The sequence below is a fragment of the Pontibacter lucknowensis genome (assembly GCF_900156415.1).
In the GTDB taxonomy this organism is placed as follows: Bacteria; Bacteroidota; Bacteroidia; order Cytophagales; family Hymenobacteraceae; genus Pontibacter; species Pontibacter lucknowensis.
On the sequence record NZ_FTNM01000001.1, the window covers coordinates 187,746 to 213,666 of the forward strand.

The 25,921-nt window shown below is 49.3% G+C and carries 27 protein-coding genes; 14 read left to right on the forward strand and 13 right to left on the reverse strand.

The window, feature by feature from the left end; translation table 11 throughout:
* The first annotated feature begins 180 nt into the window (after positions 1-180).
* From typA to BW972_RS00805, 4 genes are all read left to right on the forward strand, one after another.
* Positions 181-1,992 (forward strand): translational GTPase TypA, encoded by a 1,812-nt coding sequence (typA, locus tag BW972_RS00785; RefSeq protein WP_076420422.1) that lies wholly within the window; start codon positions 181-183, stop codon positions 1,990-1,992.
* Positions 1,993-3,097: 1,105 nt separating this feature from the next.
* Positions 3,098-3,886, forward strand: a complete 789-nt coding sequence (locus tag BW972_RS00795) for a DUF4349 domain-containing protein (RefSeq protein ID WP_159439831.1) — start codon at positions 3,098-3,100, stop codon at positions 3,884-3,886.
* A gap of 113 nt (positions 3,887-3,999) precedes the next feature.
* Positions 4,000-5,601, forward strand: a complete 1,602-nt coding sequence (locus BW972_RS00800; RefSeq protein WP_076420427.1) for a hypothetical protein — start codon at positions 4,000-4,002, stop codon at positions 5,599-5,601.
* A gap of 39 nt (positions 5,602-5,640) precedes the next feature.
* Entirely contained in the window at positions 5,641-7,269 is a 1,629-nt protein-coding gene (locus tag BW972_RS00805; protein WP_076420429.1) for a hypothetical protein, read from the forward strand.
* Between the two features lie 67 nt (positions 7,270-7,336).
* On the opposite strand, the gene BW972_RS00810 is transcribed toward BW972_RS00805, so the two are convergent.
* From BW972_RS00810 to BW972_RS00830, 5 genes are all read right to left on the reverse strand, one after another.
* A complete protein-coding gene (locus BW972_RS00810) occupies positions 7,337-7,597 on the reverse strand; it encodes a hypothetical protein (RefSeq protein ID WP_007658254.1) in 261 nt (86 codons plus the stop codon).
* A 97-nt stretch (positions 7,598-7,694) separates the two neighbouring features.
* Complete coding sequence (locus tag BW972_RS00815; RefSeq protein WP_076420431.1) at positions 7,695-8,447, reverse strand: SDR family NAD(P)-dependent oxidoreductase; 753 nt, start codon at positions 8,445-8,447, stop codon at positions 7,695-7,697.
* A gap of 1 nt (position 8,448) precedes the next feature.
* Entirely contained in the window at positions 8,449-9,204 is a 756-nt protein-coding gene (gene porT, locus BW972_RS00820; protein ID WP_071530885.1) for a type IX secretion/gliding motility protein PorT/SprT, read from the reverse strand.
* Positions 9,153-9,875 carry a bifunctional demethylmenaquinone methyltransferase/2-methoxy-6-polyprenyl-1,4-benzoquinol methylase UbiE gene (ubiE, locus tag BW972_RS00825; protein WP_076420433.1) on the reverse strand — a complete coding sequence of 241 codons (723 nt, stop codon included), beginning with the start codon at positions 9,873-9,875 and terminating at the stop codon, positions 9,153-9,155. The genes porT and ubiE overlap by 52 nt, the downstream gene beginning before the upstream one ends.
* Before the next feature lie 138 nt (positions 9,876-10,013).
* Entirely contained in the window at positions 10,014-12,023 is a 2,010-nt protein-coding gene (locus BW972_RS00830) for an OmpA family protein (RefSeq protein WP_076420435.1), read from the reverse strand.
* A gap of 510 nt (positions 12,024-12,533) precedes the next feature.
* Between BW972_RS00830 and yihA the strand changes: the two genes are divergently transcribed.
* The 5 genes from yihA (at position 12,534) to BW972_RS00860 (ending at position 15,805) form a co-directional block, all read left to right on the forward strand.
* Positions 12,534-13,136 carry a ribosome biogenesis GTP-binding protein YihA/YsxC gene (gene yihA, locus BW972_RS00835; protein ID WP_007658261.1) on the forward strand — a complete coding sequence of 201 codons (603 nt, stop codon included), beginning with the start codon at positions 12,534-12,536 and terminating at the stop codon, positions 13,134-13,136.
* Positions 13,137-13,209: 73 nt separating this feature from the next.
* The gene (locus tag BW972_RS00840) at positions 13,210-13,608 is read left to right on the forward strand and encodes an energy transducer TonB (protein ID WP_076420437.1); all 399 of its coding nucleotides are present in this window, start codon (positions 13,210-13,212) and stop codon (positions 13,606-13,608) included.
* Positions 13,609-13,630: 22 nt separating this feature from the next.
* Complete coding sequence (locus BW972_RS00845) at positions 13,631-14,113, forward strand: DUF5606 family protein (protein WP_076420439.1); 483 nt, start codon at positions 13,631-13,633, stop codon at positions 14,111-14,113.
* 89 nt (positions 14,114-14,202) lie between these two features.
* A protein-coding gene (locus BW972_RS00855; protein ID WP_234986259.1) for an IS3 family transposase occupies positions 14,203-15,446 on the forward strand; the annotation gives its coding sequence in 2 pieces (ribosomal slippage) (positions 14,203-14,545 and positions 14,545-15,446; 1,245 coding nt in all).
* 50 nt (positions 15,447-15,496) lie between these two features.
* Positions 15,497-15,805: a hypothetical protein gene (locus BW972_RS00860; protein ID WP_076420441.1), complete on the forward strand. Its 309-nt coding sequence runs from the start codon at positions 15,497-15,499 to the stop codon at positions 15,803-15,805.
* On the opposite strand, the gene fbp is transcribed toward BW972_RS00860, so the two are convergent.
* Positions 15,802-16,827 carry a class 1 fructose-bisphosphatase gene (fbp, locus tag BW972_RS00865; RefSeq protein ID WP_007655100.1) on the reverse strand — a complete coding sequence of 342 codons (1,026 nt, stop codon included), beginning with the start codon at positions 16,825-16,827 and terminating at the stop codon, positions 15,802-15,804. The genes BW972_RS00860 and fbp overlap by 4 nt on opposite strands.
* A gap of 92 nt (positions 16,828-16,919) precedes the next feature.
* On the opposite strand from fbp, the gene BW972_RS00870 reads away from it, so the two are divergent.
* The 4 genes from BW972_RS00870 to BW972_RS00885 all read left to right on the forward strand — a co-directional run bounded on the left by BW972_RS00870 (position 16,920) and on the right by BW972_RS00885 (position 20,621).
* A complete protein-coding gene (locus BW972_RS00870) occupies positions 16,920-18,185 on the forward strand; it encodes an aspartate kinase (protein ID WP_076420444.1) in 1,266 nt (421 codons plus the stop codon).
* Positions 18,186-18,253: 68 nt separating this feature from the next.
* Positions 18,254-19,027, forward strand: coding sequence for an enoyl-CoA hydratase-related protein (locus BW972_RS00875; RefSeq protein ID WP_007655094.1), 774 nt, complete (start codon positions 18,254-18,256; stop codon positions 19,025-19,027).
* 468 nt (positions 19,028-19,495) lie between these two features.
* Positions 19,496-19,960, forward strand: a complete 465-nt coding sequence (locus BW972_RS00880; protein ID WP_007655092.1) for a Fur family transcriptional regulator — start codon at positions 19,496-19,498, stop codon at positions 19,958-19,960.
* Positions 19,961-19,991: 31 nt separating this feature from the next.
* A complete protein-coding gene (locus BW972_RS00885) occupies positions 19,992-20,621 on the forward strand; it encodes a peroxiredoxin (protein ID WP_076420446.1) in 630 nt (209 codons plus the stop codon).
* Positions 20,622-20,685: 64 nt separating this feature from the next.
* Here BW972_RS00885 and BW972_RS00890 read toward each other — a convergent pair whose 3' ends face one another.
* Both BW972_RS00890 and BW972_RS00895 read right to left on the reverse strand, forming a co-directional pair.
* Positions 20,686-21,306 (reverse strand): HAD family hydrolase, encoded by a 621-nt coding sequence (locus BW972_RS00890; protein ID WP_076420448.1) that lies wholly within the window; start codon positions 21,304-21,306, stop codon positions 20,686-20,688.
* A 172-nt stretch (positions 21,307-21,478) separates the two neighbouring features.
* The gene (locus BW972_RS00895) at positions 21,479-22,387 is read right to left on the reverse strand and encodes a ClpXP adapter SpxH family protein (protein WP_076420450.1); all 909 of its coding nucleotides are present in this window, start codon (positions 22,385-22,387) and stop codon (positions 21,479-21,481) included.
* Between the two features lie 122 nt (positions 22,388-22,509).
* On the opposite strand from BW972_RS00895, the gene BW972_RS00900 reads away from it, so the two are divergent.
* On the forward strand, positions 22,510-22,824 hold the full coding sequence (locus BW972_RS00900) for a winged helix-turn-helix transcriptional regulator (protein ID WP_007655082.1): 315 nt from the start codon (positions 22,510-22,512) through the stop codon (positions 22,822-22,824).
* Between the two features lie 4 nt (positions 22,825-22,828).
* Here the strand turns inward: BW972_RS00900 and crcB are convergent, their stop codons facing one another.
* From crcB to BW972_RS00925, 5 genes are all read right to left on the reverse strand, one after another.
* Positions 22,829-23,200 (reverse strand): fluoride efflux transporter CrcB, encoded by a 372-nt coding sequence (crcB, locus tag BW972_RS00905; RefSeq protein ID WP_007655081.1) that lies wholly within the window; start codon positions 23,198-23,200, stop codon positions 22,829-22,831.
* Positions 23,201-23,240: 40 nt separating this feature from the next.
* Positions 23,241-23,867 (reverse strand): class I SAM-dependent methyltransferase, encoded by a 627-nt coding sequence (locus BW972_RS00910; protein ID WP_076420452.1) that lies wholly within the window; start codon positions 23,865-23,867, stop codon positions 23,241-23,243.
* Positions 23,864-24,346 (reverse strand): GNAT family N-acetyltransferase, encoded by a 483-nt coding sequence (locus tag BW972_RS00915; protein WP_076420454.1) that lies wholly within the window; start codon positions 24,344-24,346, stop codon positions 23,864-23,866. The genes BW972_RS00910 and BW972_RS00915 overlap by 4 nt, the downstream gene beginning before the upstream one ends.
* Before the next feature lie 8 nt (positions 24,347-24,354).
* Positions 24,355-24,999 (reverse strand): trimeric intracellular cation channel family protein, encoded by a 645-nt coding sequence (locus tag BW972_RS00920; RefSeq protein WP_007655077.1) that lies wholly within the window; start codon positions 24,997-24,999, stop codon positions 24,355-24,357.
* A gap of 134 nt (positions 25,000-25,133) precedes the next feature.
* Positions 25,134-25,745, reverse strand: a complete 612-nt coding sequence (locus BW972_RS00925; protein WP_007655075.1) for a hypothetical protein — start codon at positions 25,743-25,745, stop codon at positions 25,134-25,136.
* Positions 25,746-25,921: the final 176 nt, after the last annotated feature.

Consider the following 25,921-nt stretch of genomic DNA (forward strand, 5'->3'; position numbering starts at 1 on the left):
GGCCTCTTTTGATTATTTTATACCTAATTGAACAAAGCCAGCACACATAATGTTTGCTCCATAACCTTAGTCATCGTGCTGAGAGAGAAGATTTAATAATTACCTAACCTGTTTATTTCGAGCGGACTACTGTAAATGCGAAGGCTTTTTTATACCTTTGCACCTCGAAAAATCAATTCAATGCAAAATATTCGAAATATCGCGATTATCGCACACGTAGACCACGGCAAGACAACGCTCGTGGACAAAATCATCCACGCTTCAAAGCTATTTGCTGACCACCAGCACTTTGACGACCTCATTCTGGACAACAATGACCTGGAGCGCGAGCGCGGTATCACGATCGTTTCCAAGAACGTATCGGTTCGTTACAAGGATGTTAAGATCAACATCATCGACACACCTGGTCACGCCGACTTCGGCGGTGAGGTAGAGCGTGTACTCAAGATGGCTGACGGTGTACTCCTTTTGGTGGATGCCTTCGAAGGTGCCATGCCACAGACACGTTTCGTACTGGGCAAAGCGATTCAGCTTGGCCTGAAGCCGATCGTAGTAGTAAACAAAGTAGACAAAGAAAACTGCCGTCCTGATGAAGTGCACGAGCAAGTGTTCGACCTGATGTTCAACCTCGAGGCTACTGAAGACCAGTTGGACTTCACAACGCTTTACGGTTCTTCCAAGCAGGGCTGGATGAGTACTGACTGGACACAGCCAACTGATAACATCACGCCACTGCTGGATGCCATCATCGATGTGATCCCTCCTGCTCCTTACCGTGAAGGTACGCCGCAAATGCAGATCACTTCGCTTGACTACTCTTCTTTCGTGGGTCGTATCGCCATTGGTCGTGTGCACCGTGGTACGTTGAAAGAAGGTATGCCAATCAGCTTGATGAAAGCCGACGGTTCAATTAAGAAAGGTCGTATCAAGGAGCTTCAGGTTTTTGAAGGTCTTGGCAGAAAGTCTGTACAGGAAGTAACTGCCGGCGAAATTTGCGCCATTACAGGTATAGAGGGCTTCGACATTGGCGATACGATTGCTGATGCTGAGAACCCTGAGGCTTTGGCCCGTATCTCGATTGACGAGCCAACCATGAACATGCTCTTCACGATCAACAACTCTCCTTTCTTTGGTAAAGAGGGTAAGTTCGTGACGTCGCGCCACCTGCGTGACCGCCTGTTCAAAGAAACTGAGAAAAACCTGGCCCTGCGCGTACAGGAAACCGACCGCGAAGATACCTTCCTGGTATTCGGTCGCGGTATCCTTCACTTGTCAGTACTGATCGAAACGATGCGTCGTGAAGGTTACGAACTGCAGGTTGGTCAGCCACAGGTTATCTATAAAGAAATTGACGGCCAGCGCCACGAGCCAATTGAGCACCTGGTAGTAGACGTTCCGGAAGAGACTGCCGGTAAGGTAATCGAGCTGGTATCGATGCGCAAAGGTGAACTGACGATCATGGAGCCGAAGGGCGACCTGCAGCACCTGGAGTTCAATATTCCGGCGCGTGGTCTGATCGGTCTGCGTAACAACGTACTGACTGCCACTGCTGGTGAGGCGATCATGAACCACCGCTTCCTGGCGTACGAGCCTTACAAAGGCGCTATACCTGGCCGTAACAACGGTTCTATCATTTCGATGGAAACAGGCCCGGGTACAGCTTACTCTATCGACAAGCTGCAGGATCGTGGTGTGTTCTTCGTTGATCCGGGTGTAGATGTATACATGGGCCAGGTAATTGGTGAGCACAACCGCCAGAACGATATCACGGTGAACATCCAGAAGGGCAAGAAGCTGACAAACATGCGTGCTTCCGGTTCTGATGACAACACTAAGATCGCTCCGGCCAAGAACTTCTCACTGGAAGAAGCCATGGAATACATCCAGAAGGATGAGTACCTGGAAGTGACGCCAAAGAGCCTGCGTATGCGTAAGATCTACCTCGACGAGAACGAGCGTAACCGCATGGGCAAGAAAGAAGAAGTAGCGTAGGTATAGTCTGCTCTCAATTATAAAGCCCCGGCTGATTAAGTTCAGTCGGGGCTTTTTGTTTGGATAATTTGTAAAGTGCTATGGTTGAGGCATATTGATCATGGTAAAGCAATCTAAAAACTACACCTGGAGTATAACTTCTACTAAACAAGTACCACTACATCAGCTAGCAGTTCTCCCCATGGTAAATCAATTAAAGATCACCACTACCTTTTTACTGTTAGCGCTGTTGGTTATGGCCCTGAAATGTGATGATGACTACCCGCTGGAAGAATTCAAATACAACTTTGAGGAGACTGTGGATATCCTGCCTGTGAAAAAGAGCTACAAGCTAGGTGATACCATCTGGATAAAGTATCAGAATAGTGACAAACGGCTTCATGACGCCATTACGAAGCAAGACATCCTCACCGACTCAGTATCTTTAGGATTTAATATGTCGTTTGAAGGCACTTATTATTCCCTGTTATACCCACCGGGAGGGCATTGTGAATTCATAACCTCCGACCGAAACATAGACCAGGCTTCGAGCAGATCAGGCGAGTCCACAGCGGCCTTAAGATTGATATATGGGTGCGCTAACACCCAAAGTTTTGAAGCAGGAGTAGTCTTAAAGCAGAGGGGGAATCTATAAGCTAAGTCTTTACCAGTACAGCCCTGTCAGTAGGGTAGTAAGCTGCACCGGTCAACCGGCTGCCTTCCCCTTATCAACCATAGCCTATAAATTCAATGTAGCAGATGGCAACAAGGATGTATACCTTAGCATTCCGCCCATTTCGAGGGGAGAAAGCCCTAAAGGGACTACAGAAAGTAAAATTGACAGCAAACAGATGTTTATTGTGAAGGTCGAATAAGGTCTGTGTCAGCTAACATCATACTTTCCTGCTCTCCAGCATCCATTTACCGGCTATCAAGAATCAAAACATCAAATTATTAAAATTTCATAGAAGTCCGTGTGGAATTTCAGGGTCAACTGAATCTATAAGTTGGTATATGATTATCACCTTATAAATTCATCATGCTCCGAAGACACTTTTCTATAGCTGAATTGCATTCTATCACCTGCGCCTTTCACAGGAGTGCAATCAATCGTCCTAAACCCAGCTTGCTTTTCATCACGAGGCTGATCCTGCTCACACTGCTATTGGCTGCCACCGGTTGCCAGTCACAGGAAGAAAGCCCTGAATACGAATCTGTCGAGATGACGATGGCACCTCCCCCTCCTGAGGCACCTACAATAGAGCTGCAAAGAAAGCTGATAAAAGAGGGAAGGGTGGAATATGAAACTGATGATATCAGCGCTACACGCCAGCAAGTATTTGCCGCGATAAAGCGATATAGGGGCTATGTTTCTTCTGACGAGGAACACAAATCTCCGGGAAGAACCAGCAACACCCTTGTGATCAGAGTACCGGCAGAGAACTTTGATAACCTGCTAAAGGAAGCCACTACAGGCGTCAGGAAATTTGACATCAGGGAAATAAATGTGAAAGATGTCACTGAAGAATTTCTGGACATACAGGCCCGCCTTAAAACTAAAAAGGAACTCGAAGCCAGGTTCCTGGAGCTATTGAAACAGGCTAATACAGTGACCGAAGTATTGGAAATTGAAAAGCAAATAGCCGCCCTGCGCTCCGACATCGAGTCGATAGAAGGACGGCTAAAGTATCTAGAGAACCAAGTTTCCCTCTCCACCCTCTCCATGACATTTTATGAGAGCACTCCTGTTCATACCGAATTTTCAGAAGAGTTTAAAGACAGCTTCCGGAATGGCTGGGACAACCTGATCTGGTTCCTTGTGTTTCTCACCAATATCTGGCCCTTTATCCTGCTCGGGCTCCTGCTGCTGATCGGACTAAGCGCTCTTAGAAAGCGACGGAGAAATGTCACCTGAATGGCGTGCTTTTGTGCTGTAAATTTGGTTTATGCACTATATCAATCCTCTGCCTGTAAACATTAACGCTGAATTACGTTAGATAGGCAGATAAATTTGATAACATACTTTGCATGAAAAGCTACTACCTGCACGTTTTGTCACTCACGTGCATTATTCTATTTTCTTCGGGTTGTGCCCGCAAGAATTTCTTCGCTAAAACACCCGTCGTTGACCAGGATCGCTATCAGCAGCTGAAAACTGCTTCCCCTACTGATGTAGACAGTGTAACCGTGATGGCTGGCCAGCATTACAAGCGAACTGGATTTCACAATTTCTTCTGGGGCAAGCATTACCGCGACGTATGGGCCACTCCCGTTACTGTCAAGGTGTTTGATATGAAAACAGCCAAGGGCGGGCTCTCCATCGAAAAGTTAGGGGGTGGTATGCAGACCACCAGCCTCACCCTGATAGATGACAGTGGCTTTACCTACGCCCTGCGTTCACTGGACAAAGACCCGGCCGGTATACTGCCCAAGTTCTGGCGAAACACCTTTGTCGCTGACGTGCTCCGCGACCAGACCTCAGCCATCAACCCCTATGCCGCTATCGTGCTGCCCACCATGGCAGAGGCTGCTGGTATACCACACTCCAAACCCGAATTGGTTTATGTGCTCCCCAACGACACTACTTTCGGCGAGTACAGCGACAGGTTTCAGGACGGAGTGTTTATGATCGAGGAGAAGTATGATAGCGACCGCACTATTACGCCCCTGATTGAAGGAGCCACAGATATTGCCGGCTCCAAAAAGATGCTGAGAAAGCGGTTCGGCGACGATGATCACTTTATCGATCAGCGAGCGTTTGCCCGTGCCCGCCTCTTCGACTTGTTCATCAATGACTGGGACCGCCACGTAGGGCAGTGGGAGTGGGCAGTATATGACGATGGCAATAACAAGCACTACCGGGCTATTCCGAAAGACCGCGACAATGCCTTCTTTAAGTTTGATGACGGTATTATCACCTGGCTGTTTAGCCGCAAGTGGGCCATACGCAAGTTCGAATCCTTCGACCCAAAGTACAAGGATGTGTATGCCCTGATGATGAATGCCACCTTCATCGACAGCCGCGGTCTGAACGAACTCACCCTACAGGACTACCAGGACCTGGCTGCTGAGCTGCAGGCTGCATTAACGGATGAAGTAATCGAAAGTGCTATCAGGCAATTCCCGCCTCAGGTATACGCACAGATCGGAGAGCAAACCATACGAACCCTGAAGAGTCGCCGCGATCTGCTACCTCAGGCTGCGCAGGAGTTTTACATGCACCTGGCCAAAGATCCGCTTGTGATAGGCACTGATAAGGAGGAACGCTTCGAAGTGGAGCGCCTCAACGACGAGGAAACATCTGTAAAAGTGACACGCTTATCAGATGACAAGCAGGTATACCACCGAATATTCAAGCGCAGTGAAACAAAGCAGATCACCCTGTACGGTCTGGCTGAGGATGATGAGTTTGAGGTGAGTGGCGAAGTCAGTAAGGGTATCCGCGTAGTGATCGTGGGTGGCCGCGGTGAGGACGAAATAAAGGACAAATCGCGGGTGAACAGTTGGCGTCGGAAGACGATTGTATATGACACCAAGCGTGGCAACGAATTTGAATTTGGACCTGAGACAGTAGACAAAACCACCCGCGATGTAAGAGTGCACGCTTTTGACAGGGAAGGGAACAAATAAGTAAACCCGCACCACCAACCAACGAACCTACCAACACCCATGCGCCCCTCCTACTACCGATTACCATTCCTGATCAGCCTATTACCGGTGATGCTTGTGAGTAGCTGCATCGGCAACAAGTATACCCATAGCCTGCAGCAGGTTCCACCCCCAGCTCAATCAACAGCAGGTATACATGAGTACAGTGATAGCACCGTGACAGTAGCTGTTGGCGAACACTACGGTCGCGGCCGACTGCACACGTTCTTCTATGGCAAGCATTACCGCCCCGCCTGGACTACTCCTGTCTCTTTCCGGGTGCTCGACCTGGGCACTGAAAAGGGTGGCCTGACACCGACGCAGCAAGGTGGTAGCAGACAGACCTTGAACCTTCGTCTCAAAAATCCGGAGGGTAAAGAGTATGTGCTCCGCTCTGTTGACAAAGACCCCGCCACTGCCCTGCCCGAAAGGTGGCAGCAAAGCTATGCTGCCAACATCATACGCGATGCCACCTCAGCTACACATCCTTATGCTGCTCTCGTGCTGCCACCCATGGCCGAGGCAATCGGCATACACCACACTAAGCCAGAACTGGTCTACATACCGCACGACCCCAGGCTAGGTGAGTACCAGGAAAACTTCGGTGGCATGGTCGCCCTGCTTGAGATCAGGCCTGATGATGACCTGTCAGATGAACCAGGTATGGGAAACTCTGAAAATATCAAGAGCACCAGGGCCATGCTCAAGGACCACTTTTTTGAAAACAACAGCGACATAGACGCACGTTACTACCTGCGGGCCCGCCTCTTCGACATGCTGATCGGTGACTGGAGCCGACATGAAGATAACTGGCGCTGGGCACAGTATAAACAGGACGGTGTAAAGGTATATCAGGCCGTGCCCCGTGATCGTGATAATGTGTTTTACAAGCTCAATGATGCGATCATTCCCTGGCTCTTTATGCGCACTGGCCTTAAGAAGCACTTTCAGACTTACAGCAATAACCTTTCAAACCTGGATGACCTGAACAGAAGCGGGCGCAACCTGGATGAAACCATACTCGCCGGCCTCACTTACCAGGACTGGATAGAAGTAGCCGACAGCGTCAGTAGTGCGCTAACAAATGAGGTGATCGAGAAGTCTTTCCGGCAAATGCCCGATACCATTTACCAACTCACGGCTTCTCCCATCATGAACCAGCTAAAGTCCCGCCGGGACAAGCTGGGTAAATCTGTCCAAAAGTATTACAAAAGTTTAATGCGGGAGGCAATTGTCGTAGGTTCAGACAAGCATGAGCGATTTGAAGTAGAGGTGCTGTCTGCAAACGAGGTACGGGTACAGGTATACAAGATTAAGAAAGATGGCGAAGAAAGAAGGCAGCTCTTTGACCGGGTATTTCAGGCCAACGACACAAAAGAGATACACCTGTACGGCCTCAACGGCGATGACGAATTTGTAGTGAAGGGTGACGTCCGGCCGAAGATAAAAATCAGAATGTGGGGCGGTGCAGGCGAGGACAGCTATACCGTAAAAGGAAGCAAACCCATGGCCCGTCGCATTTGGATAGAAGATACTGAATACCGCAATACTTATGACCTGAGCAAAGGTACCCGCCAAAAAACAGAGCAAAGCCCTGCCGCTAATCAGTTTGACGCAGAGGGTTGGCTATTGCGCTATTACCTTGACTAGCGGACAACCGGGCACAAAAAAAGGAGCCGGCTATACCTAGCCGGCTCCTTTTTTTGTGTCTTGTAGATTAATCTTCTTTACCTGTTTTGTTTTGGGCTCCCTGGCCTCCGCCGCCACTGCCACTTCGGCTACCTGTACGGTTATCTTTGTCTTTGGCTCCCCAGGCTCCCTGGCCCTGCTGCTGGCTGGCCGTGGCCTTTGTGCCATCCGTGCCCAGGTCTACAGCTCCTTTGTGGTTTGCCTCATTTGAAAACTCGTCTGGCATTGGCTGCGAGTTCGCGTTACTGTCAGGTTTCTGTCTGTTCTGGTTATCTTTGTTATTAGCCATATCTCTTCTATTTTTCTTCAACTCAGGTCCGTAACTCTTACGGACGTCTCCCTTGTAGGTACGGTGGGCCGCAAGGGTGGGTTGTCGAAGAAGAGGGCTACAGCTGCTTGTTCAATACCGTAGCAGATGCCTGTGCAGCCGGCAAGATCAGCACTTCAGCGATGTTCACATGGGCAGGGCGCGTCACCATAAAGGTGATCAGGTCAGCAATATCATCTGCACGAAGCGGCTCATAGCCCTGGTATACACCGGCAGCACGTTCTCTGTCGCCTTTGAAGCGCACCTCCGAGAACTCCGTCTCTACCAGGCCCGGGTTCACTTCCGATACTTTTATACCTTCCTGTATCAGGTCAATGCGCATTCCTTTGGAGATGGCGTCTACCGCAAACTTGGAGGCGCAGTACACATTGCCATTGGCATACACCTCTTTGCCGGCAATAGAACCAATGTTGATGATGTGGCCCTTCTTGCGGTTGAGCATCAGTGGAAGCACAGCGTGTGTTACGTAGAGCAGTCCTTTCACATTGATATCAAGCATGGCGTCCCAGTCGGCTATGTTGCCGCTCTGCACCGGCGCCAGGCCGTGGGCATTGCCAGCGTTGTTTACCAGCACGTCTATACCTTTCCAGTCGGCAGGCAGACTACTGATAGCCTCTTGCACGGCCTCACGATCACGCACATCAAAAGCTAGGGTATAAACGGGCACTTCCGTGATCTGCTCTTTTAGCTCTTGCAGGCGCTCTGTTCTGCGACCAGTCGCGATGATGTGGTAGCCTGCTTTGGCCAGAGCAAATGCCGTAGCGCGGCCTATACCTGATGTAGCTCCTGTTACAAGTGCAATACGTGCCATGTTATTCGAAGTGGAAGATTAAGGAAACGTTTCGGGTAGTCATTCTGTCTATAAGCGGACTGTACTCTCCACCAGCAGTACTTTTCTGGTCCATGAGTCCGTGAGAGTAGCGCAGTTCAGGTGCAAACTTGAAGAATGGATAAAAGATATCCAGCCCCACGCCATACTCAATAGATAAGTCATTACGGTTAACCTGCAGCAGGTTACCATTCTGGGTATGGGTCGTATTCCCCAGCATACGGCTGGCTTTTACACCACCCACCATGTACATCCTGAAATTGCCACGACGTTTCGCTCTGTATTTGAGCAACAAGGGCAGCTCGATCACCGGGGAGGCAAACGTAGTGTTATCGAAGTTTCCGCCTTCTTCGCCTTCCACGTTTCTTTCAAAATCGATGCTGCGGCCATAGAAGCCCACACCAGGCACGAAACGGGCATCCAGGTACTCAAACAGGCGCACGTTCAACACCAGGCCAGGATAGAAGCCCAGGCTGTTCATCGTGTTTACTTTCGTGCCGTTCGTAATCTGATCCACATAAGCCTGCGAGTGCTCAATGTAATACTTCGAATAAGACATACCCAGGTAAAATCCGTAATGTATGCGCTTTTCGTCATAGCCTGGTTTGTTTTCGCCCATTACTTTCTGGTTCTGAGCCTGTACCTGCGTGGTACCTGCCATCAAAACAAAAAGAAGTACCGCAAAACTTATTTTTTGCCGGTGTAGATGGAGCTGATGCCAAATGTGAGTGAATGCCATTTTGTTTGTTTAAAGCCAACTTCTTCAAAGATACTCAGGAATTCCCTGCCGTCCGGGAAAGCCTGCACCGACTCGGGCAGGTAGGTATAGGCGGCACGGTCCTTAGAAACGAATTTACCTACCATCGGTAGTATATTCTTAAAATAAAATTGATACAGCTGTTTCATCGGGAAGCTCTGTGGCTTGGAAAACTCCAGCACCACGGCTGTACCGCCCGGCTTGAGCACACGTCGCATCTCTGACAGGCCCTGCTTCAGGTTTTCGAAGTTACGCACCCCAAACGCTACCGTGATCGCATCGAAACTGTTATCCTCAAACGGCAGGTTCTCAGAGTCACCATACCGTAGCTCGATCTTATTTGTCAGCCCCTTGCGCTTCAGCTTTTCACGTCCCACAGCCAGCATCCCTTCCGAAATGTCAACTCCTGTTATTTTATCAGGATTGAGGTTCAGCGCTTCGATCGCAAAGTCAGCTGTGCCAGTGGCTATGTCCAGCATTTGCTTCGGCTTCTCGGCTTTGAGCAGGCTCACGGCCTTTTTGCGCCAAACGATGTCGATGCCAGCACTCAGGAAGTGGTTCAGAAAATCGTATTTGCCCGCAATGTTGTCAAACATCTGCGCAACCTGCGATTTCTTGTCGTTATTCTGGTCTTTGTAGGGTACTACCGCCATGGGTTATGCTTATGTAATAAAAGAACAAAAATACTGTAACTGTAACTATTATGCACAGTATATGTTCCATTATTATAAAAAAACAGGCTGAGCGTGTGCCCAGCCTGTTTTTTTATTTATTCAGCATGTTCGCTCAGCTTAGTTTACAGGCACTTCCTGCTGTGTATCCTGGCGCTGGATGATTCTGAACTCAGTTCTTCTGTTCAGCTGCATGTTAGCAGAAGAGTTGTTTGGCGCTGTAGGACGGCGTTCGCCGTAGCTTACTGTTACCAGTCTGCGTGGAGAGATGCCCTGCTGCACCAGGTAATCGAAGGCAGCGTTAGCACGGTTTTCACCGAGAGTCATGTTATATTGTTCACTTGCACGTGAGTCAGTATGACCTTCGATGCTTACATTCACATTAGGGTTGGCTTTCATGAAGGCTGCCACGGCATCCAGCTCACGAATAGACTCAGCACGCAGTTCGTACTTGTCGGTGTCGTAGTAGATGTTCTTGAACTCCATGCTAGCAGCCTTGTCTGTAGATGTGCCTCTATCTGCCAACGTAGGTGCTGAAGTTACACGCGTAGTGTCATCACCGAAGTCGATGTAGAAGTTCTGCTCGATCGTAGTCGTATCGTTCAGCACCATTGGCATTTCGAAAGACTCTGTCGTTAATACTTCACCATCTTTAGTGATCTCTACCTGATACGTACGACCAGAGAGAACACGCAGGTCGTACAGACCATCTTCCTGCTTGGTTACGTCACGGTAAGAGATCGGACGCTTGTCAGCCTGCTGACCGTTGAACACAAGCTCCAGGCCAGGTATAGCCAGGCTGTCGTTAGAAGCATACACACGACCCGTCACACGGGCAGCACGGATGTAGTTGATGGTGTAGATATCCTTTTCACCGTAACCACCGATGCGGTAAGAAGACAGGTAAGCATAGCTTCCGTCTGGGCTCAAGCGATAGTATGTGTCATCGTCTGGTGTGTTTACCGGGTAGCCCAGGTTCTCAGGACGGGCAAAACGCTTCGCAACTGAGTCATAACGGGCCACAAAGATGTCATAGCCACCCATTGAGTTGTGACCGCGTGAAGCGAAGTATAACGAACCGTCAGCAGCCATATACGGGCTGTCGTCGTCAAACTTGGTGTTGATAGCGGCACCTACGCTGCGTGGCTTGCCCCACTCACCGTTGCGCTGACGCTGCGACACGTAAATGTCCAGGTCACCGTCTTCAGAGTAATGGCTGGTTGAGAAATACAGGCGCTGGTTGTCTGGTGTAATGAAAGCATCAGACTCAAAGTCGGCTGTGTTGATGTTAGAACCAATGCTCTTGGCATCGCCCCATGAACCATCCGCCTGACGCTCCGAGTACATGATATCACCGTTGTTCACAGAACGATACAGCAGCATTTTGGTATCGTTGTCGAACAGCTGGATAGATGCGTCGTGGCCTGAGCTCTTCAGGTTACCAGCGATAGAGCGTGGTTGCTCCCACTCGTCACCCTGGATACGGCGTGTTTCGTAGATATCCTCAAAATACTCACCATCAGAAGCTTTGGAGCCACTCTGGTTGTTACCGGCACTGCGTGAAGTGAAAAGCAGGTAATTGTCGTCAGAAGAGATCACCGGGCTGTGCTCAGAAAACTCAGAGTTCACCACCCCACCCAGGTTCTTCACAAAGATGTCTTTCGGGTTAGCAACCTCTTTCTGTGCGTTGCGGCTCTGCTGGATCAGCATGGACACTTCCTCACGACGCCAGTCATCACGCTTACGAATATTCGGGATATACGCCTGGTAATGCTTGATGGCATCGTCGAAACGGTAGTTGATGTGGTTGATACGGCCCAGCCAGTATTCAATATCACGATCAACGTTAGGCTTTACAGACTGTGCTTTGTTGATGTATTCTGCTGCTTTCTCCTTATCGAAAGTCATGTAGCTGATACCCGCAAAGTAGAGGGCTTCAGCGTTGTTTGGATCATTGGCCAGCACTTGCTCATAATATGGCAGGGCAGCGCGGTAGTTTTCACGGTCAAAAAATTTGTTTCCAGTCCGTACCAGCTTTCTGTTGCTCTGGGCATCTACTGTGTAAGCACTCACACAGGTAACCGCCAGCGCTAATGAAAGCCGTGAAAATAATTTGGCTAAATTATTCATGCTGTAAAGGGTTTGTTATACTTATTGATTGTATGGAAATATGTGTTAATCTTTTCTTGAAAAACGTAGTAAAGGTCTCTCCGCCCAATTGATTTGGAATACCGGCGGTTTACTTCCTTTATTCTATTGTGTTATTTTCTTTCCTTCCCACATCCCAACAACTTCCCCCTTACGCTACTATCGCTATAATAGATACACTAATATCTATTTTTATATACTGACACAGTAACCCAATTCAAGAACAGAGAGCAAATATATTAAAATATACATATAAACTATATAGCTTTCTTGATTATTTATTAAAACGATTTTAGTTTTCATCTAACTTAGATACCCTCTCCCCATCTGTGAAGCCCGCGCTACAGGCTGACTCAAATTAAGTTTGCCAAAATAATAGTAATTTTGACAAATAAGCTATGTGCTCATATCCCGGGCACTCCGCACATCGTAAATTATAATTGCCACATCAGCAAGTCAACTATAGGCTTGGTGACTTAAGCTAGCAACTGCATGGTTATCAAAGAAGCAAAATTTTTAATAAGTAATACCCGGGTTGACTTATGCCCGGAACCTAACAAACCGGAGTATGCCTTTATCGGCCGCTCCAATGTGGGCAAGTCCTCGCTCATCAACATGCTTACCGAGCAAAAAGGGTTGGCCAAGACCTCCCAGTCTCCGGGCAAAACACAGCTCATAAACCATTTTCTGATCAATGACCAGTGGTACCTGGTCGATTTGCCAGGCTACGGCTATGCCAAAGTGAGCAAGGAGTCGCGGGAGCAATGGCGAAAGATGATCAACTACTACATGCAGAAGCGGGAAAACCTTACCTGTGTGTTTGTGCTTATAGACTCGCGTCATGAGCCCATGAAGGTTGACCTCGACTTTATGCAACATCTGGGCGAACTCGGCGTTCCTTTTGTGATCGTGTTCACCAAAACCGACAAGCAGTCAGCCACCAAGACCGACTCAACCATAGCCGCGTATGCCCGTAAGATGCAGGAAACCTGGGATGAACTTCCCCGCATGTTCAAAACCTCTGCTGAAAAAAGAACAGGTCGCGAAGAGATCCTTCAATTTATAGAAGAGGTAAACGCACAGGTGCAATACTAATTGCCACAGGGTATGCGGTTTGGGGGAAGACTTGCCAGGTGTGCACCAACTCAAACTTAAATTCTTTACCCTTATGAAAAGTAGAATCTCAATTTTGTTTCTTTTATTTGCCTTTATGACCTTTGCCGCTTCTGCTCAATCAGCCGACACGGCAACGGAGAAGGAAGTATGGATGCCGTCCAAGTCTATACCTGTGGCGGAGTACTACAAAGGTGGCCAGGAGGCCATGTACAAGTTCATCGACAAGCAGATACAGTACCCGGCGTTGGCCCGCAAAAATCGGGTGCAGGGCGAGTGCATCATCGGCTTCACTCTGAATGAAGACGGCTCCACCTCAGGCTTCAGAGTGCTGAAAAATGCAGGCGCAGGCACCGGAGAGGAAGCCATGCGCATTGCCAAGATGCTGAAATTCAAGGCACCCGGCCCCGGCTTCGGCATGGTGGCCAGTGTGCCCATAATGTTTAAACTATAACCAACAGTTTTTATACCTGATTATGCCTATTGATTTAAGACAAGTTGCAGCCATTGCCGGCATGAGCGGACTTTACCGCATCGTAAAGCCAACACGCAATGGCGTAATCGTAGAGAGCCTTTCTGACAAGCCTACCCGCATGGTAGCCCAGGCGCGTCACCGCATGTCGCTGCTGGACGAAATCTCGATCTACACCAACGACGAGGAAGCAACCGTGCCCCTGGCTGATGTGATGGACCGCATCCACCAGAAATACAACGGGGAGCTGCCTTTCGGCGACAAGCCTTCTGACGAGGAGTTGAAGAGCTTTATGTCGGACGTACTGCCTGACTATGACGAAGACCGCGTGTATATATCTGACATGAAAAAGCTCGCGGCCTGGTATAGCATTGTGAACCAGCACATTGGTTTTACAGCAGACGGAGAAGCTGCCTCAGCCGAAAGCGGCGAAGAAGCTGAAACAGAAGAAAAGGCTGAATCAAAGGCAAAGAAAACCAAGAAGTAAAATCCTAGCCATAGAAAAGCCCTCCGGACAGGAGGGCTTTTTTTTATCGCTATGACTCGTCCTGAAATAAGTTGACACTATTTAGACTTATGAAAGGAAAAGAAGCAGCAGGGGGCAGCAGGCGTACGAGTCGGGACTACCCGCTAGGCTTTAAACTGGCCGTTGTAAGGCAGGTTGAAGAAGGCGAGATGACTTACAAGCAGGCCCAGCGCCATTACGGAATCCAGGGGCGCTCAACGGTTTTGGTGTGGCTCAGAAAACACGGCCGGCTGGATTGGCGTTATCCCGGTATACACACTCGCATGATGAAAGCCGAAACCCCAGCCCAGAAGATCAAGCGCCTGGAGCGCGAGCTCTCCGATGAGCGCCTCAAGAACCAGGTGCTGGAGAAGACCATTCAAACCATCGAGCAACAGGTAGGCCACAGGCTGGCAAAAAAGCCCTTACCCGGACAATGTGGATCTTCCAGCAAGAGAGGGGCGTGAGCCTGGCGCGTCTCTCTTCTTTGTTCGGGTGCAGCAGGCAGTCGCTCTACCAGCTAAGAGCGCGGCAGAAGAGGCGGGCAGCCCAGCTGGCTCCTGTGCGGGAGCTGGTGCAACAGGTGCGCCGGCAGCTGCCCCGTGTGGGTGCCCGCAAGCTGCACTACCTGCTCTCGGGCAGGTTGCAGGAGCAGGGCATCAAGCTGGGCCGGGATGGCCTGTTTGCCTATCTGCGGGCCGAGAACCTGCTGATCTCCCCCCGCCGCTGCTACACCAGGACCACCAACTCCAAACACTGGCTTAGAAAGTATCCCAACCTGGTAAAGCAGCTGGCCGTGGAGCGCTCAGAGCAGGTCTTTGTCTCCGACATCACGTATGTCAAAAGCCGGCAGCGCACCCATTACCTGTCGCTGGTCACCGATGCCTTCAGCCGCCGCATCATGGGCTACGCCCTAAGCGATGACCTGAGCGCCGAGAGTGTGGGCAGGGCCCTGAAGATGGCCATCAAGGGGCGCTCAACGAGCCTGCCACTCATCCACCATTCGGATCGCGGGCTGCAGTACTGCTCTGAGCACTACCAGCAGATCCTGAGGAAACATCAGGTGAGCTGCTCGATGACCGATGGCTATGACTGCTACCAGAATGCATTGGCCGAGCGCATGAACGGCATACTCAAAGAAGAATTCTTGATTTACCCCTGCAATACCAGACAGGAACTGGAGTTGCTCGTAAAGCAGGCTGTGGAAAGCTACAATACCCGAAGGCCTCACCTGAGCCTGAAAATGCTCACTCCACAGCAGGTACATGAAAAAACCTGTGAGCAGCTGCTCACAGGTTCTCTAAAATCATTGTAAAACCTGTCAACCTATTTTAGGACAGGTCACTATACCTTACGCTTACAGCTATGACTTACTCTCCTGCCCTACTTGCAAGTGCCGCACGACAGCTGCAACGGGTGTTTGAATCAGAGCACCGGCTGCCTACCCAGGAAAACGACTTAATACAGGAGGTGTCCCGCATGGTGCTATACCTGCTCCGGCATAACCTGAACCAACTCCTGCATATACTTTACCGCATCGATGTGGAGGAGCGTAAAGTAAAACAGGCTATGCTCGCGGCCTCCGAAGATGAAGTAGCCGAAAACATAGCCCGTTTGATTGTGGAGCGGGAGCTGCTTAAAGCGCAGATCCGCTTCCGCTATAGTCAGAATTAGTTAGCTGTTACCGCTTCAGTTTTTTTTACCTCCGCTTTCATAAACTCCTCCACCTTGTCCACCATTTCGGCAGATCCGATGATCAGTGGAGAGCGCTGGTGCAGCTCAGTTGGCTCCATCTCCATGATGCGGCCTTTACCGTTAGAAGCTTTGCCACCTGCCTGCTCTGCAATGAAAGCCAGGGCGTTGCACTCGTACAGCAGGCGTAACTTGCCATTAGGCGCTTTTGCTGTAGAAGGATAAATGTATACTCCGCCCTTGATCAGGTTACGGTGGAAGTCAGACACCAGCGAACCGATGTAGCGGCCTGAATAACCATTTTCTTTGCAATAGCTCAGGTAGTTTTTGATGCCTTCCGGAAAGCTGTTGTAGCCACCCTCGTTGCAAGAGTAGATCGTGCCTGTTTTTGGGGTGCACATGTTTGGGTGCGACAGGAAAAACTCACCCAACGATGGCTCATACGTAAAGCCGTTCACGCCATGACCTGTCGTGTATACCAGCATCGTAGACGAGCCATACACTACATAGCCAGCTGCGATCTGGTGTGTGCCGTTCTGCATGCAGTCTTCCATTGTACCTTCTGTGCCTACCTCAGACACACGGCGGTAAATCGAGAAGATGGTACCGATAGACACGTTCACGTCGATGTTGGAAGAGCCGTCCAACGGGTCGATGGCCACAATATACTTGCCTTTGAGGTTGCCTGTATGAATGATTTCGTCCTCTTCTTCTGAAATGATCGCACACACCTCGCCTCCGTTACGAAGGGCGCGTATGAAGCGGATGTTGGCGATCACGTCGAGTTTCTGTTGTTCTTCTCCCTGCACATTCTGCTGACCGTAGGCACCTGTCACATCGATCAGGCCGGCACGGTTAATTTCACGGTTCACAATCTTGGCTGCCAGGGCGATGTCGCGTAGCAACTGCGAAAGTTCTCCGGTCGCAAAAGGGAAGTCCTCCTGCTTTCTCATGATAAACCTGTCAAGCGTGGTGCCGACAGGAAGCGCTAGTTTGTCATTCATTATGGTGAAATTTAAATATATAGCTACAAAAATATGATATTTTGAAACATAACCGAAGGATACTTACATTTACGCAGCAATAGTCTCAATTGATGAAAGTATTTAAGTTTGGTGGCGCTTCTGTAAAAGATGCCGTTGCACTGCAAAATCTGGCTCACATTGTATCTGCGCAGGGCGGCGAAAAAGAACTGCTTCTGGTCGTGTCCGCTATGGGCAAAACGACCAATGCCCTGGAACAGGTATATGGCCTGGCCGCTGCGGGGCAGGACTTCCATGACGCGCTGCACCAGAGCCGCCAATACCATCTATCTATTGTTCATGAGCTTTTTCCGAACCGGGAACACCCTGTATACGAACGACTCGAACATCTGTTCGCTCAATTGCAGCAGGTACTGCAGTCTGCCAAAGGCCAGTCAGCCTCTGATTACGACAAAGGCTATGACCAGGTAGTGAGTTTTGGCGAGCTAATATCTTCTGTTATAGTACATTATTTTTTGCAGGAACAAGGTATAGCCAGCACCTGGGTGGACAGCCGGAAATATATTCAGACAGACAACACCTGGCGTGAAGCCCGCGTGGACTGGCCTTGGACGGAGCGCGTGATCAAGCGTGATTTGCCAGGTATACTGGCGCAACAAATTATCGTGACGCAGGGCTTCCTGGGCGGCACCAACAACGGCCTCACCACTACCCTTGGCCGCGAGGGATCCGACTTCAGCGGTGCTATCTTTGCTTACTGCCTCGATGCAGCAGGACTTTATATCTGGAAAGACGTAGCCGGTCTACTCAACGCTGATCCAAAGCGTTTTGCGAATACCGTGCGCTACCGCGAGTTGGACTACCAGGAGACAGTCGAAATGGCATACTACGGTGCTTCCGTGATTCACCCGAAGACGATCAAGCCACTGGCCAATAAGTCAATCCCGCTTTACGTGAAGTCTTTTCTGGACCCCACAGCGGAAGGTACCAAGATCTGCGATTGCCGTTTCGAGAAACTGGCTCCGGCATTTATTGTGAAAGACGACCAGTGCCTTGTGTCGTTCAGCGCCAAGGATTTTACTTTTATCAGCGAGAAAAACCTGGGCACTATTTTCAATGCCCTTTCGGAGCTGCGCCTCAAGATCAACCTGATGCAGAACTCGGCCATTTCGTTTTCAATCTGTACTGATTATAACGATGAGCGTCTCCAGAAGCTACTGGATACTTTGAAAGATCAGTTCACGATCCATTACAATACAGGGCTGCAGCTCTTTACGGTCAAGAATTACGACAACGATAGTATACAGGAAATTACCAAAGGCAAGGAGGTACTGTTAGAACAGCGCACCCGTACGACGTTTCAGGTAGTGTGCAGGTAACTGCTCCCTGCCCTTTTCCCGATTTCCTTAAAAGCCGTAACTTAGTCCGAAACTAATACGACTAAACTATGGAATTTATACTTGTTACCCCACAGGCCCGTCCGCACGTGGCCCTTATCCAGCTGAACCGCCCCAAAGAACTCAATGCCCTGAACCTGCAACTGATGGGCGAACTGCGGGATGCCCTGAAAGAACTGGACGATAACGACGACGTGCGTGCCATCATCATTACAGGAAACGAACGTGCTTTTGCCGCCGGCGCTGACATCAAGCAAATGGCTGGTAAAACGGCGATCGACATGCTCAACATCGACCAGTTCTCCACCTGGGATCAGATTCGCAAAACCAAGAAGCCCATCATTGCGGCAGTATCCGGTTTTGCACTGGGTGGTGGCTGCGAACTGGCCATGACCTGCGACATGATCGTGGCTTCGGAAACAGCGCAGTTTGGACAACCAGAGATCAAGATCGGGGTAATGCCGGGCGCAGGCGGTACACAGCGCCTAACCAAAGCCATCGGCAAAGCCAAAGCTATGGAAATGGTACTAACCGGCAAGTTCATGAGTGCCGACGAAGCTGAGAAGCATGGCTTAATCAACCGTGTGGTGCCGGTGGAGCTATACCTGGAAGAAGCTTTTAAACTTGCTGGTGAGGTTGCCCAGATGTCGCCGGTAGCTGCCAAGCTTGCGAAGGAATCTGTGAACCGCTCTTTCGAAACCAACCTCGACGAAGGCCTGCACTTCGAGCGCAAGAACTTCTACCTCTGCTTCGCCTCCGAAGACCAAACCGAAGGCATGAACGCCTTTGTAGAGAAGCGCAAGCCGGAATTTAAAGGACGGTAATTTAAGTTTAGGAGTTTATAAGTTTGAGAGTTTAGGATCTAAACTCCACTTGTCATTTCGAACACAGTGAGAAATCTGATAAAGCATCGGCACACTTCAGATTTCTCATTGCGTTCGAAATGACAATTTCATTGCCCTCGCTCGCGTCCTGGAAGGATGAGTGATTTGGTGGCGCGCCGGTGGTACGAACACCAGTAGCAGAGTCCGCTATACAGCTCACACTCGCGGGACGCGAGCGAGGGCACAACAGGTATAGCCAGCACACGATTCGGACAGGTCGCGACCTGTGCCTACAAGTACCTGATAATTAACACTCATGCAATTCTTAAACTCCTCAACTCCCAAACTTCTTTAACTCTCAAAGTTCCCCCATTCACAAACAACTTTTAACTGTTCACTTTTAATTCTTAAAGAGAAGCTATACCTTTGCGGAACTATTCCTAGTTAAGAATCATTCTTATCTGCAGTATGCAACACCTGACCCGAGACGAAATACGACAAAGCCTGATTGAGTGCGGCCTAAAGGCCACGCACCAGCGCATTGTTGTGCTCGAAGCGGTAACAGAGTTGCACGGGTCGCACCCGACGGCAGAGGATATCTTTCAGCGGCTACGACCGGCTAACCCGACGATTTCGCTGGGCACGGTTTATAAAACACTGGATACCTTTACCGAGACAGGTATGTTGCGACGGGTGGTGTCAGAACAGGGCAGCAAGCGTTATGACTCCAATACGATGACGCACAGCCACATCTACTGTAGCAAGACCAAGGAGATCGTCGATTTTGAGGACGAAGAGTTGGAGCAGTTGCTGCTCAAATTCTTCAGTGAGCGAAAGCTCGAGAACTTCGAAATCAAAGGCTTTTCGGTGCAGTTGACAGGATGCAAAGTGGAGCCCGACAAAAAGATTAGTATTACACGAGTACCTAAATAGATTATTTCAAAACCCAATAAAACAAAACAAAATGGCAGTATTAGTAGGTAAAAAAGCACCTTCTTTCAAAGCTACAGCAGTAGTTAACGGCGAGTTCGTAGAAGACTTCTCTCTTGACCAGTACATCGGTAAGAAGCACGTTGTTTTCTATTTCTACCCAATGGACTTTACTTTCGTTTGCCCTACCGAGATCATCGCGTTCCAGGACAGAATGGAAGAGTTCGAGCGTAAGAACGTAGCCGTAGTGGGTTGCTCTACCGACACGCATTTTTCTCACTTCGCATGGTTGAACACGCCACGTAACCAAGGTGGTATCGAGGGTGTTGAGTACCCGCTGGTAGCTGACGCTGCTAAGACGATCGCTCAGAACTTCGACGTGCTGGCTGGTCACTACGACTACAACGAAGAAGGCGAAGCTATCTTCGTAGGCGAGCCGGTTGCTTACCGCGGTCTGTTCCTGATCGACAAAGAAGGTGTTGTTCGTCACCAGGTGGTAAACGACCTTCCGCTTGGCCGTTCTATCAACGAGGCCCTGCGTATGGTAGATGCCCTGCAGTATTTTGAGCAGAAAGGCGAAGTTTGCCCAGCCAACTGGTCTGAAGGTAAAGAAGCCATGAGCGCTACAAAAGAAGGCGTATCTAACTACCTTGCAAAGCACTAAGCTTTAAATAACCTGATTATAGAAAAGCCCTGGCAGTAGCCGGGGCTTTTTGTTTTGGAGCAGGTCAAAGGCGCACAAGTTTTCCATCATCTTTCACAAGCCAGGCCCGATCAGCCTCGTCCAGTATATTTTCTTTATTATCGGAATAGGCTTCCACAATTCTGTAAGGCTTCCCATTGAAGTGCTTATCCAGACGCTTGATCTTTTCTTCGTCCTTGCAGGCTTTCCCCTCCACTATATAGGTTTCTCCGTTATACCTGGTTTGTGTTCCGAAAAAAAGATCAACCGGGTATAGCTCGAACAATGGCTTCACGTATACCTCCAATGCTCCGGTGGCGCAGATGACCTGAATACCTTCCTTCTTGTACCTGTCCAGTTTGGCTTTTATCTCTTCATTGAACTCGTCGGGAAACTCTTGTTGCCAGAACTCACGGGCGTACTGCTCTACCTGTTTGGGAGGGATGTTGTCGAGGTAGTTGAAGAAGTTTTCTTTGAACTCCGTCATCCGGATCTGGTGCAGCTTGAGAAGCACTTTGTAATAGATCATCTGGAAATAATAGGCCAGTTTGTGTGGCTTCTTCTTGCTGATGAACTTGAAGAACTCTTCTTTGGAGCTCTTGTTATAGAAGGTGCCGTTCAGGTCGAATACCACGACTTTTATCTCGTTTTGCTGTTTTTCCGTCATACTAAGGTGAGTTTATACCTGCCGGGGCAGGTATGGGGTTTACGGAAAACGAACAGGCAGGGCTATACCTTTTGCTGGAACGGCCTAAGTAGTGAAGGTATACCTACTCTAGTAAAACACGAAGTCCCGGCAAGTGCCAGGGCTGTGGGGTTCATACCTGGACAAAACCAGCTTACAGTTTCATCCACAAAGCGCCATTCTTAGAAGCGTACTTCCCGATCTTGCCTGCTGCGTGTAGCTCCTGCAGATGTGCTTCAGCCTCCGTAGTTTTCATACCTGCGACCACGGCATACTCCCTGGTTGTAAGGGTGCTATACTTACCAAAGAGTGAGGTATAGACCTTATCGTATTCCTGCTTTTTTGCTTTGGGATGTAGCTGAAGCAACGCCTGTTCGTAGTACTCGTAAGGGCGGGAGCCGTACACCAGAATGCGGTTGTCCTCTGCATCAGTCACAAAGATGGTTGGAAAGCCTCTCACCCCCAGCTGACGCGCCAGCGCCAGATCCTTTTGAAACAGCGCGACTGCCTTGCCCTCAGAATCAGCTTTAAACTGCACCACATTCAGACCAGCTTGCTCAGCTGCAAGCGCCAGGTTTTCCCATCGGGCGATGTTCTTCTTTTCCAGAAAAACCATCTCCTTAATTCTTCTTAAAAACTTGCCGGCTTTTTCTTGACCTTGCAGTTGGGCCGCTTTGAAGGCGATGGAAGGTGGATAAGACGATGGCAGCGGGTCTTCCAGCCACAGGTCACCGTCTATAGGCATTTCATAGTGAGCACCGGCTTCTTCCCAGTGTCTGGCTACACTCTTCGGTCCGTTCACGTCGCGACCGCCGTAGGTTTCCCAACTCTGCAACAAACCTCCCATGCGGTACTCTACTTCAAAGTAGGCCCCATATTCCAGTGCCATTTTCTTCAGTTGCGGATCGATGCCCCAGCACGAGGAGCAGATCGGGTCGGTGAAGTACAGCAGTTTGATCGGTTTCCTGGTCGCCGCAATATTTGTATCTTCTGAGTTTTCTCGTGTCACCGGAATTTCACAAATGCCGGTTTCTATATCACAATGCATCGGTTTTGTCTCCATGGTCTATCCATTTTCGTTAAACTTTGTAAATGCAGGCCTGTTAGCCTTATCTACCAGTCCTGATTTAACTACCTTTACAAAGGTCAGCCTATAATTCAGAAGAGTCAATTAGTCAAGAAAACATGACTACCAACAATTTACCACAGGAGGAGGCGAGCTGCCCTGCCGAAAACATTTTAAAGCAGTTGTCGGGTAAGTGGAAGCCACAGATTTTCAGACTGGCTCTGGATGAGCCGGTGCGCTTTAACAGGCTGCTGCGCCAGCTGCCAGGCTCTAACAAGCAGTCGGTGGCTACGGCACTGAAAGAAATGGAGGAAGCGGATATTCTGGTGAAAACCGTGGTACAGGAAAAGCCACTGCATATCGAGTATACCCTGTCGGAAAGAGGAACGGCGATGGTATCGGTCTTCAGAAGTATGGAAGGCCTGCTAGGTTAGTCTGCTACAACAACTTGACCAGGCCTATACCTGCAAAGGTAGCCAGCAATCCCAGTAGCACACTTGCCAGAATATATGCTATCGCATGCCCGTACTGCGCTGCCTGCAGCATGTGAACAGACTCCAGTGAAAAAGCGGAGAAAGTAGTAAAACCACCCAACACGCCAGTCACCAGGAAAAGGCGCCACTCAGGACCCACCGAGCTTTTGGAAAGCAGCGCAAAGAGTAATCCCATCAAAAAGCAGCCAACCAGGTTTACGGCCAGGGTCCCAAACGGAAAAGCAATGGTAGCACGGGTTTGAACAAACAGGGTGAGCAGGTAGCGTAGTATGCCCCCAATAAAACTCCCTGCTCCTATGGCTAAAAGTATTTTCATGTATCGATGACAGGTTCTGAGTGTATAAAAGTAGGGTTTTCTATACCTTCTGCAAAAGGAGAGTCAGGATACGTGGTATACCTGTGCGGTCGCCGTCGTCAAAATATTCGTTCAGATCGATCAGCTTCAAGCCATGCTTTTTTGCGATCTGCGTAAACTCCGATATGTGGTGGGTATAGCATGCCACCTCCTGCCGCCCTTCATCTGTGTCGAAGCGGGCCCTGGTGCCGGTGTATTGCTTGAAAGGATGCAGTTCGCCGATGTAGACATAGCCTCCAGGCTTAAGGGCAGCTGCCGTTTGCTCGAAGATAAAATCCAGTTTTAAGATATGTTCCAGCACAAGGCTGAAAGTAACAAGGTCGTATACCTGCGTGGCGAATTGCCAGGGCTGAGTGATATCGGCTTGTTGGAACACAACCTTGTTGGAGCTCACTTTCTTTCGGGCCCGTTCCAGCATTTCAGAGGATAGATCCACTGCCGTAACGTGCATGGCCTTGCGCACCAGCCACTCCGTATTTTTGCCTGTGCCGCAGCCTATTTCAAGGCATGCCTCAAAGAGCACATCAGCCAGTGTAGCCCGTAAGCCCACGGCCTCCAGATCGCGGGTTCGGTTCTTGTTGGTGTCGTACTGCGCGGCCCAACTGTTGTAGGCTTGTTCTACGTTCATAGGTCTTTCAGCATCCAGATGTTGCAGGCGTAGTGGCCCGAGTTACCCAAGGCATGTGCGATGGGCCTGAAGCCTGCTTTCTCATACATAGATACGGCTTTGGCCAGTTCGGGGAAAGATTCCAGGTATAGCTGGGTATAGCCAAGCTCCCGTGCGGCTGCTATACTTTGCTGCATGAGTCGGTTACCAATGCCCTTCCCTCTGGCTTCGGCGGCGAGGTAAAACTTCACCAGCTCGGCACAGCCCGCTGGCAGGCCCTCGGTAGGGTATACGCCGCAGCCACCGATGATGACGCCATTTTCTTCTGCCACAAAGTAGGCGCTGCCGGGTTGCTGAAACAGTTCGTACAAGGCGTCGGTGGTCGGGTCAGTATACACCGTGCCGGGCTTGTCGATCTTAAACTCACGGAAAACCTTTCGGATCAAAGTGGCCAGCAGCGCATTGTTGGATGGCTGAATGGGGCGAATAGTAAGGGACATGCTTGGTATTAAGGTTTATCGGGTTCGTTTCTGTCCTCGTCTTTTACAGGGCTCATCACCGGCAAATGGATCTTAAACTTCTCGGCTACTACACGCACCAGTATCACAACCGATGCAGCCATCAGTTCAGTTACGCTCGTGGAAAGGTTGAGCTGAGTGCACAGGAAATAAACAAGTCCACCCGCCACACAGGCCAGCGCATAAATATTTCTGCGTAACAGAAGCGGCACTTCGTTTAACAGCACATCCCGGATCAAACCTCCAACAGAGCCTGTGATGGTCCCCATTACGATCGCCACCCAGAACGGCAGTTGCGCATCCAGGCTTTTGCTGATGCCCACCACCGTGAACAACCCAAGTCCGATGGCGTCGAAGAGAAACAGGGTTCCTGCCAGTCTAAAAATTCTGTCTTGAAACAGCAGAGCCGCCAAAAGGGCGATGCCGGTTGTGAGGAAATACATACCGTCCAGCATCCAGAAAGGCGTCACACCCAGCAGCAAATCACGGGTGGTGCCACCGCCAATGGCTGTAACCAAACCGATGATGTACGCCCCGAACCAGTCGATGTTCTTACCCGAAGCCAGCCTGATGCCGCTTATGGCAAAGGCGAAAGTTCCGGTGAGGTCGATGGCGGTGATGAAGAGTCCTTCCAAGGGAGTTGGGGTTGAGTGGAGTAAGATTGTTATCTTTTTATAAATAGTGTTTTTAGCAGGTAACGGTGTTCGTGTATACCTTGTGAGAGGCCATCAGCCGAAGCATAGTGTATAAACTTTGTTGCACGTCGCTTTTATTCATCCCAGTTAGGCCTTTTATAACCGATTATATTCTCTGTCTTTGATTCTTTTAATAGTTCTTCATACTCAGTACTATTAATAGCTTTGATTTCTTTGAGCCAGCTTAGGTGACCTTGCTTTACCTCGTAAGGTGTATCTGTGTCAAAACTTGTGTATTTATTTTTATAATGAAGTCGCATAGCATTGTGAATCGCCTCGATGAAAGAGGATACTGATTCTTTATCGGGCTTCACTGCTAATAATTCCAAAGCCTTTTGACCACCCGTCAAGTAGATAACATCTTTGTTTCTACTATAAAAAGACATAACAGTCATAATTGAAAAGAATCCCAAAGCTCCAACCCAAAACAGTTGCTGCGAAAATGGCTCTTTATCGATGATAGAACTTATTATCAGTCCAATGTAAAGTAAGTCGAATACTAAAAAGATGTAAAAAGGAATGTTTGCTGATTTAACCCTCTTTTTGATTATATCAAAACCAAGTTCTTCAAACCTGATTCTGTACTCAAGGTCTTCCCTAATATCCTTTGTTTTTATGAGCAAACCATCATCCTCAATGGTAACTTCTTTTTTAGAAGCCCAACTTTTTTGAATTAATTGTATCATCTTACTCTTCTTGAAATGTCGTGCAACTTGTAGATAAACGCAATTACCTACGTTTATCCTACCAAATATAGCAGATATCAGTAACTTAGTTATCATTCTTCCCTCCCCTCCTATAAACTAAAGCCTCCTTACCACTATCGCTTCAGAATACCTTATATTTGCAGCTTGAAGACAGC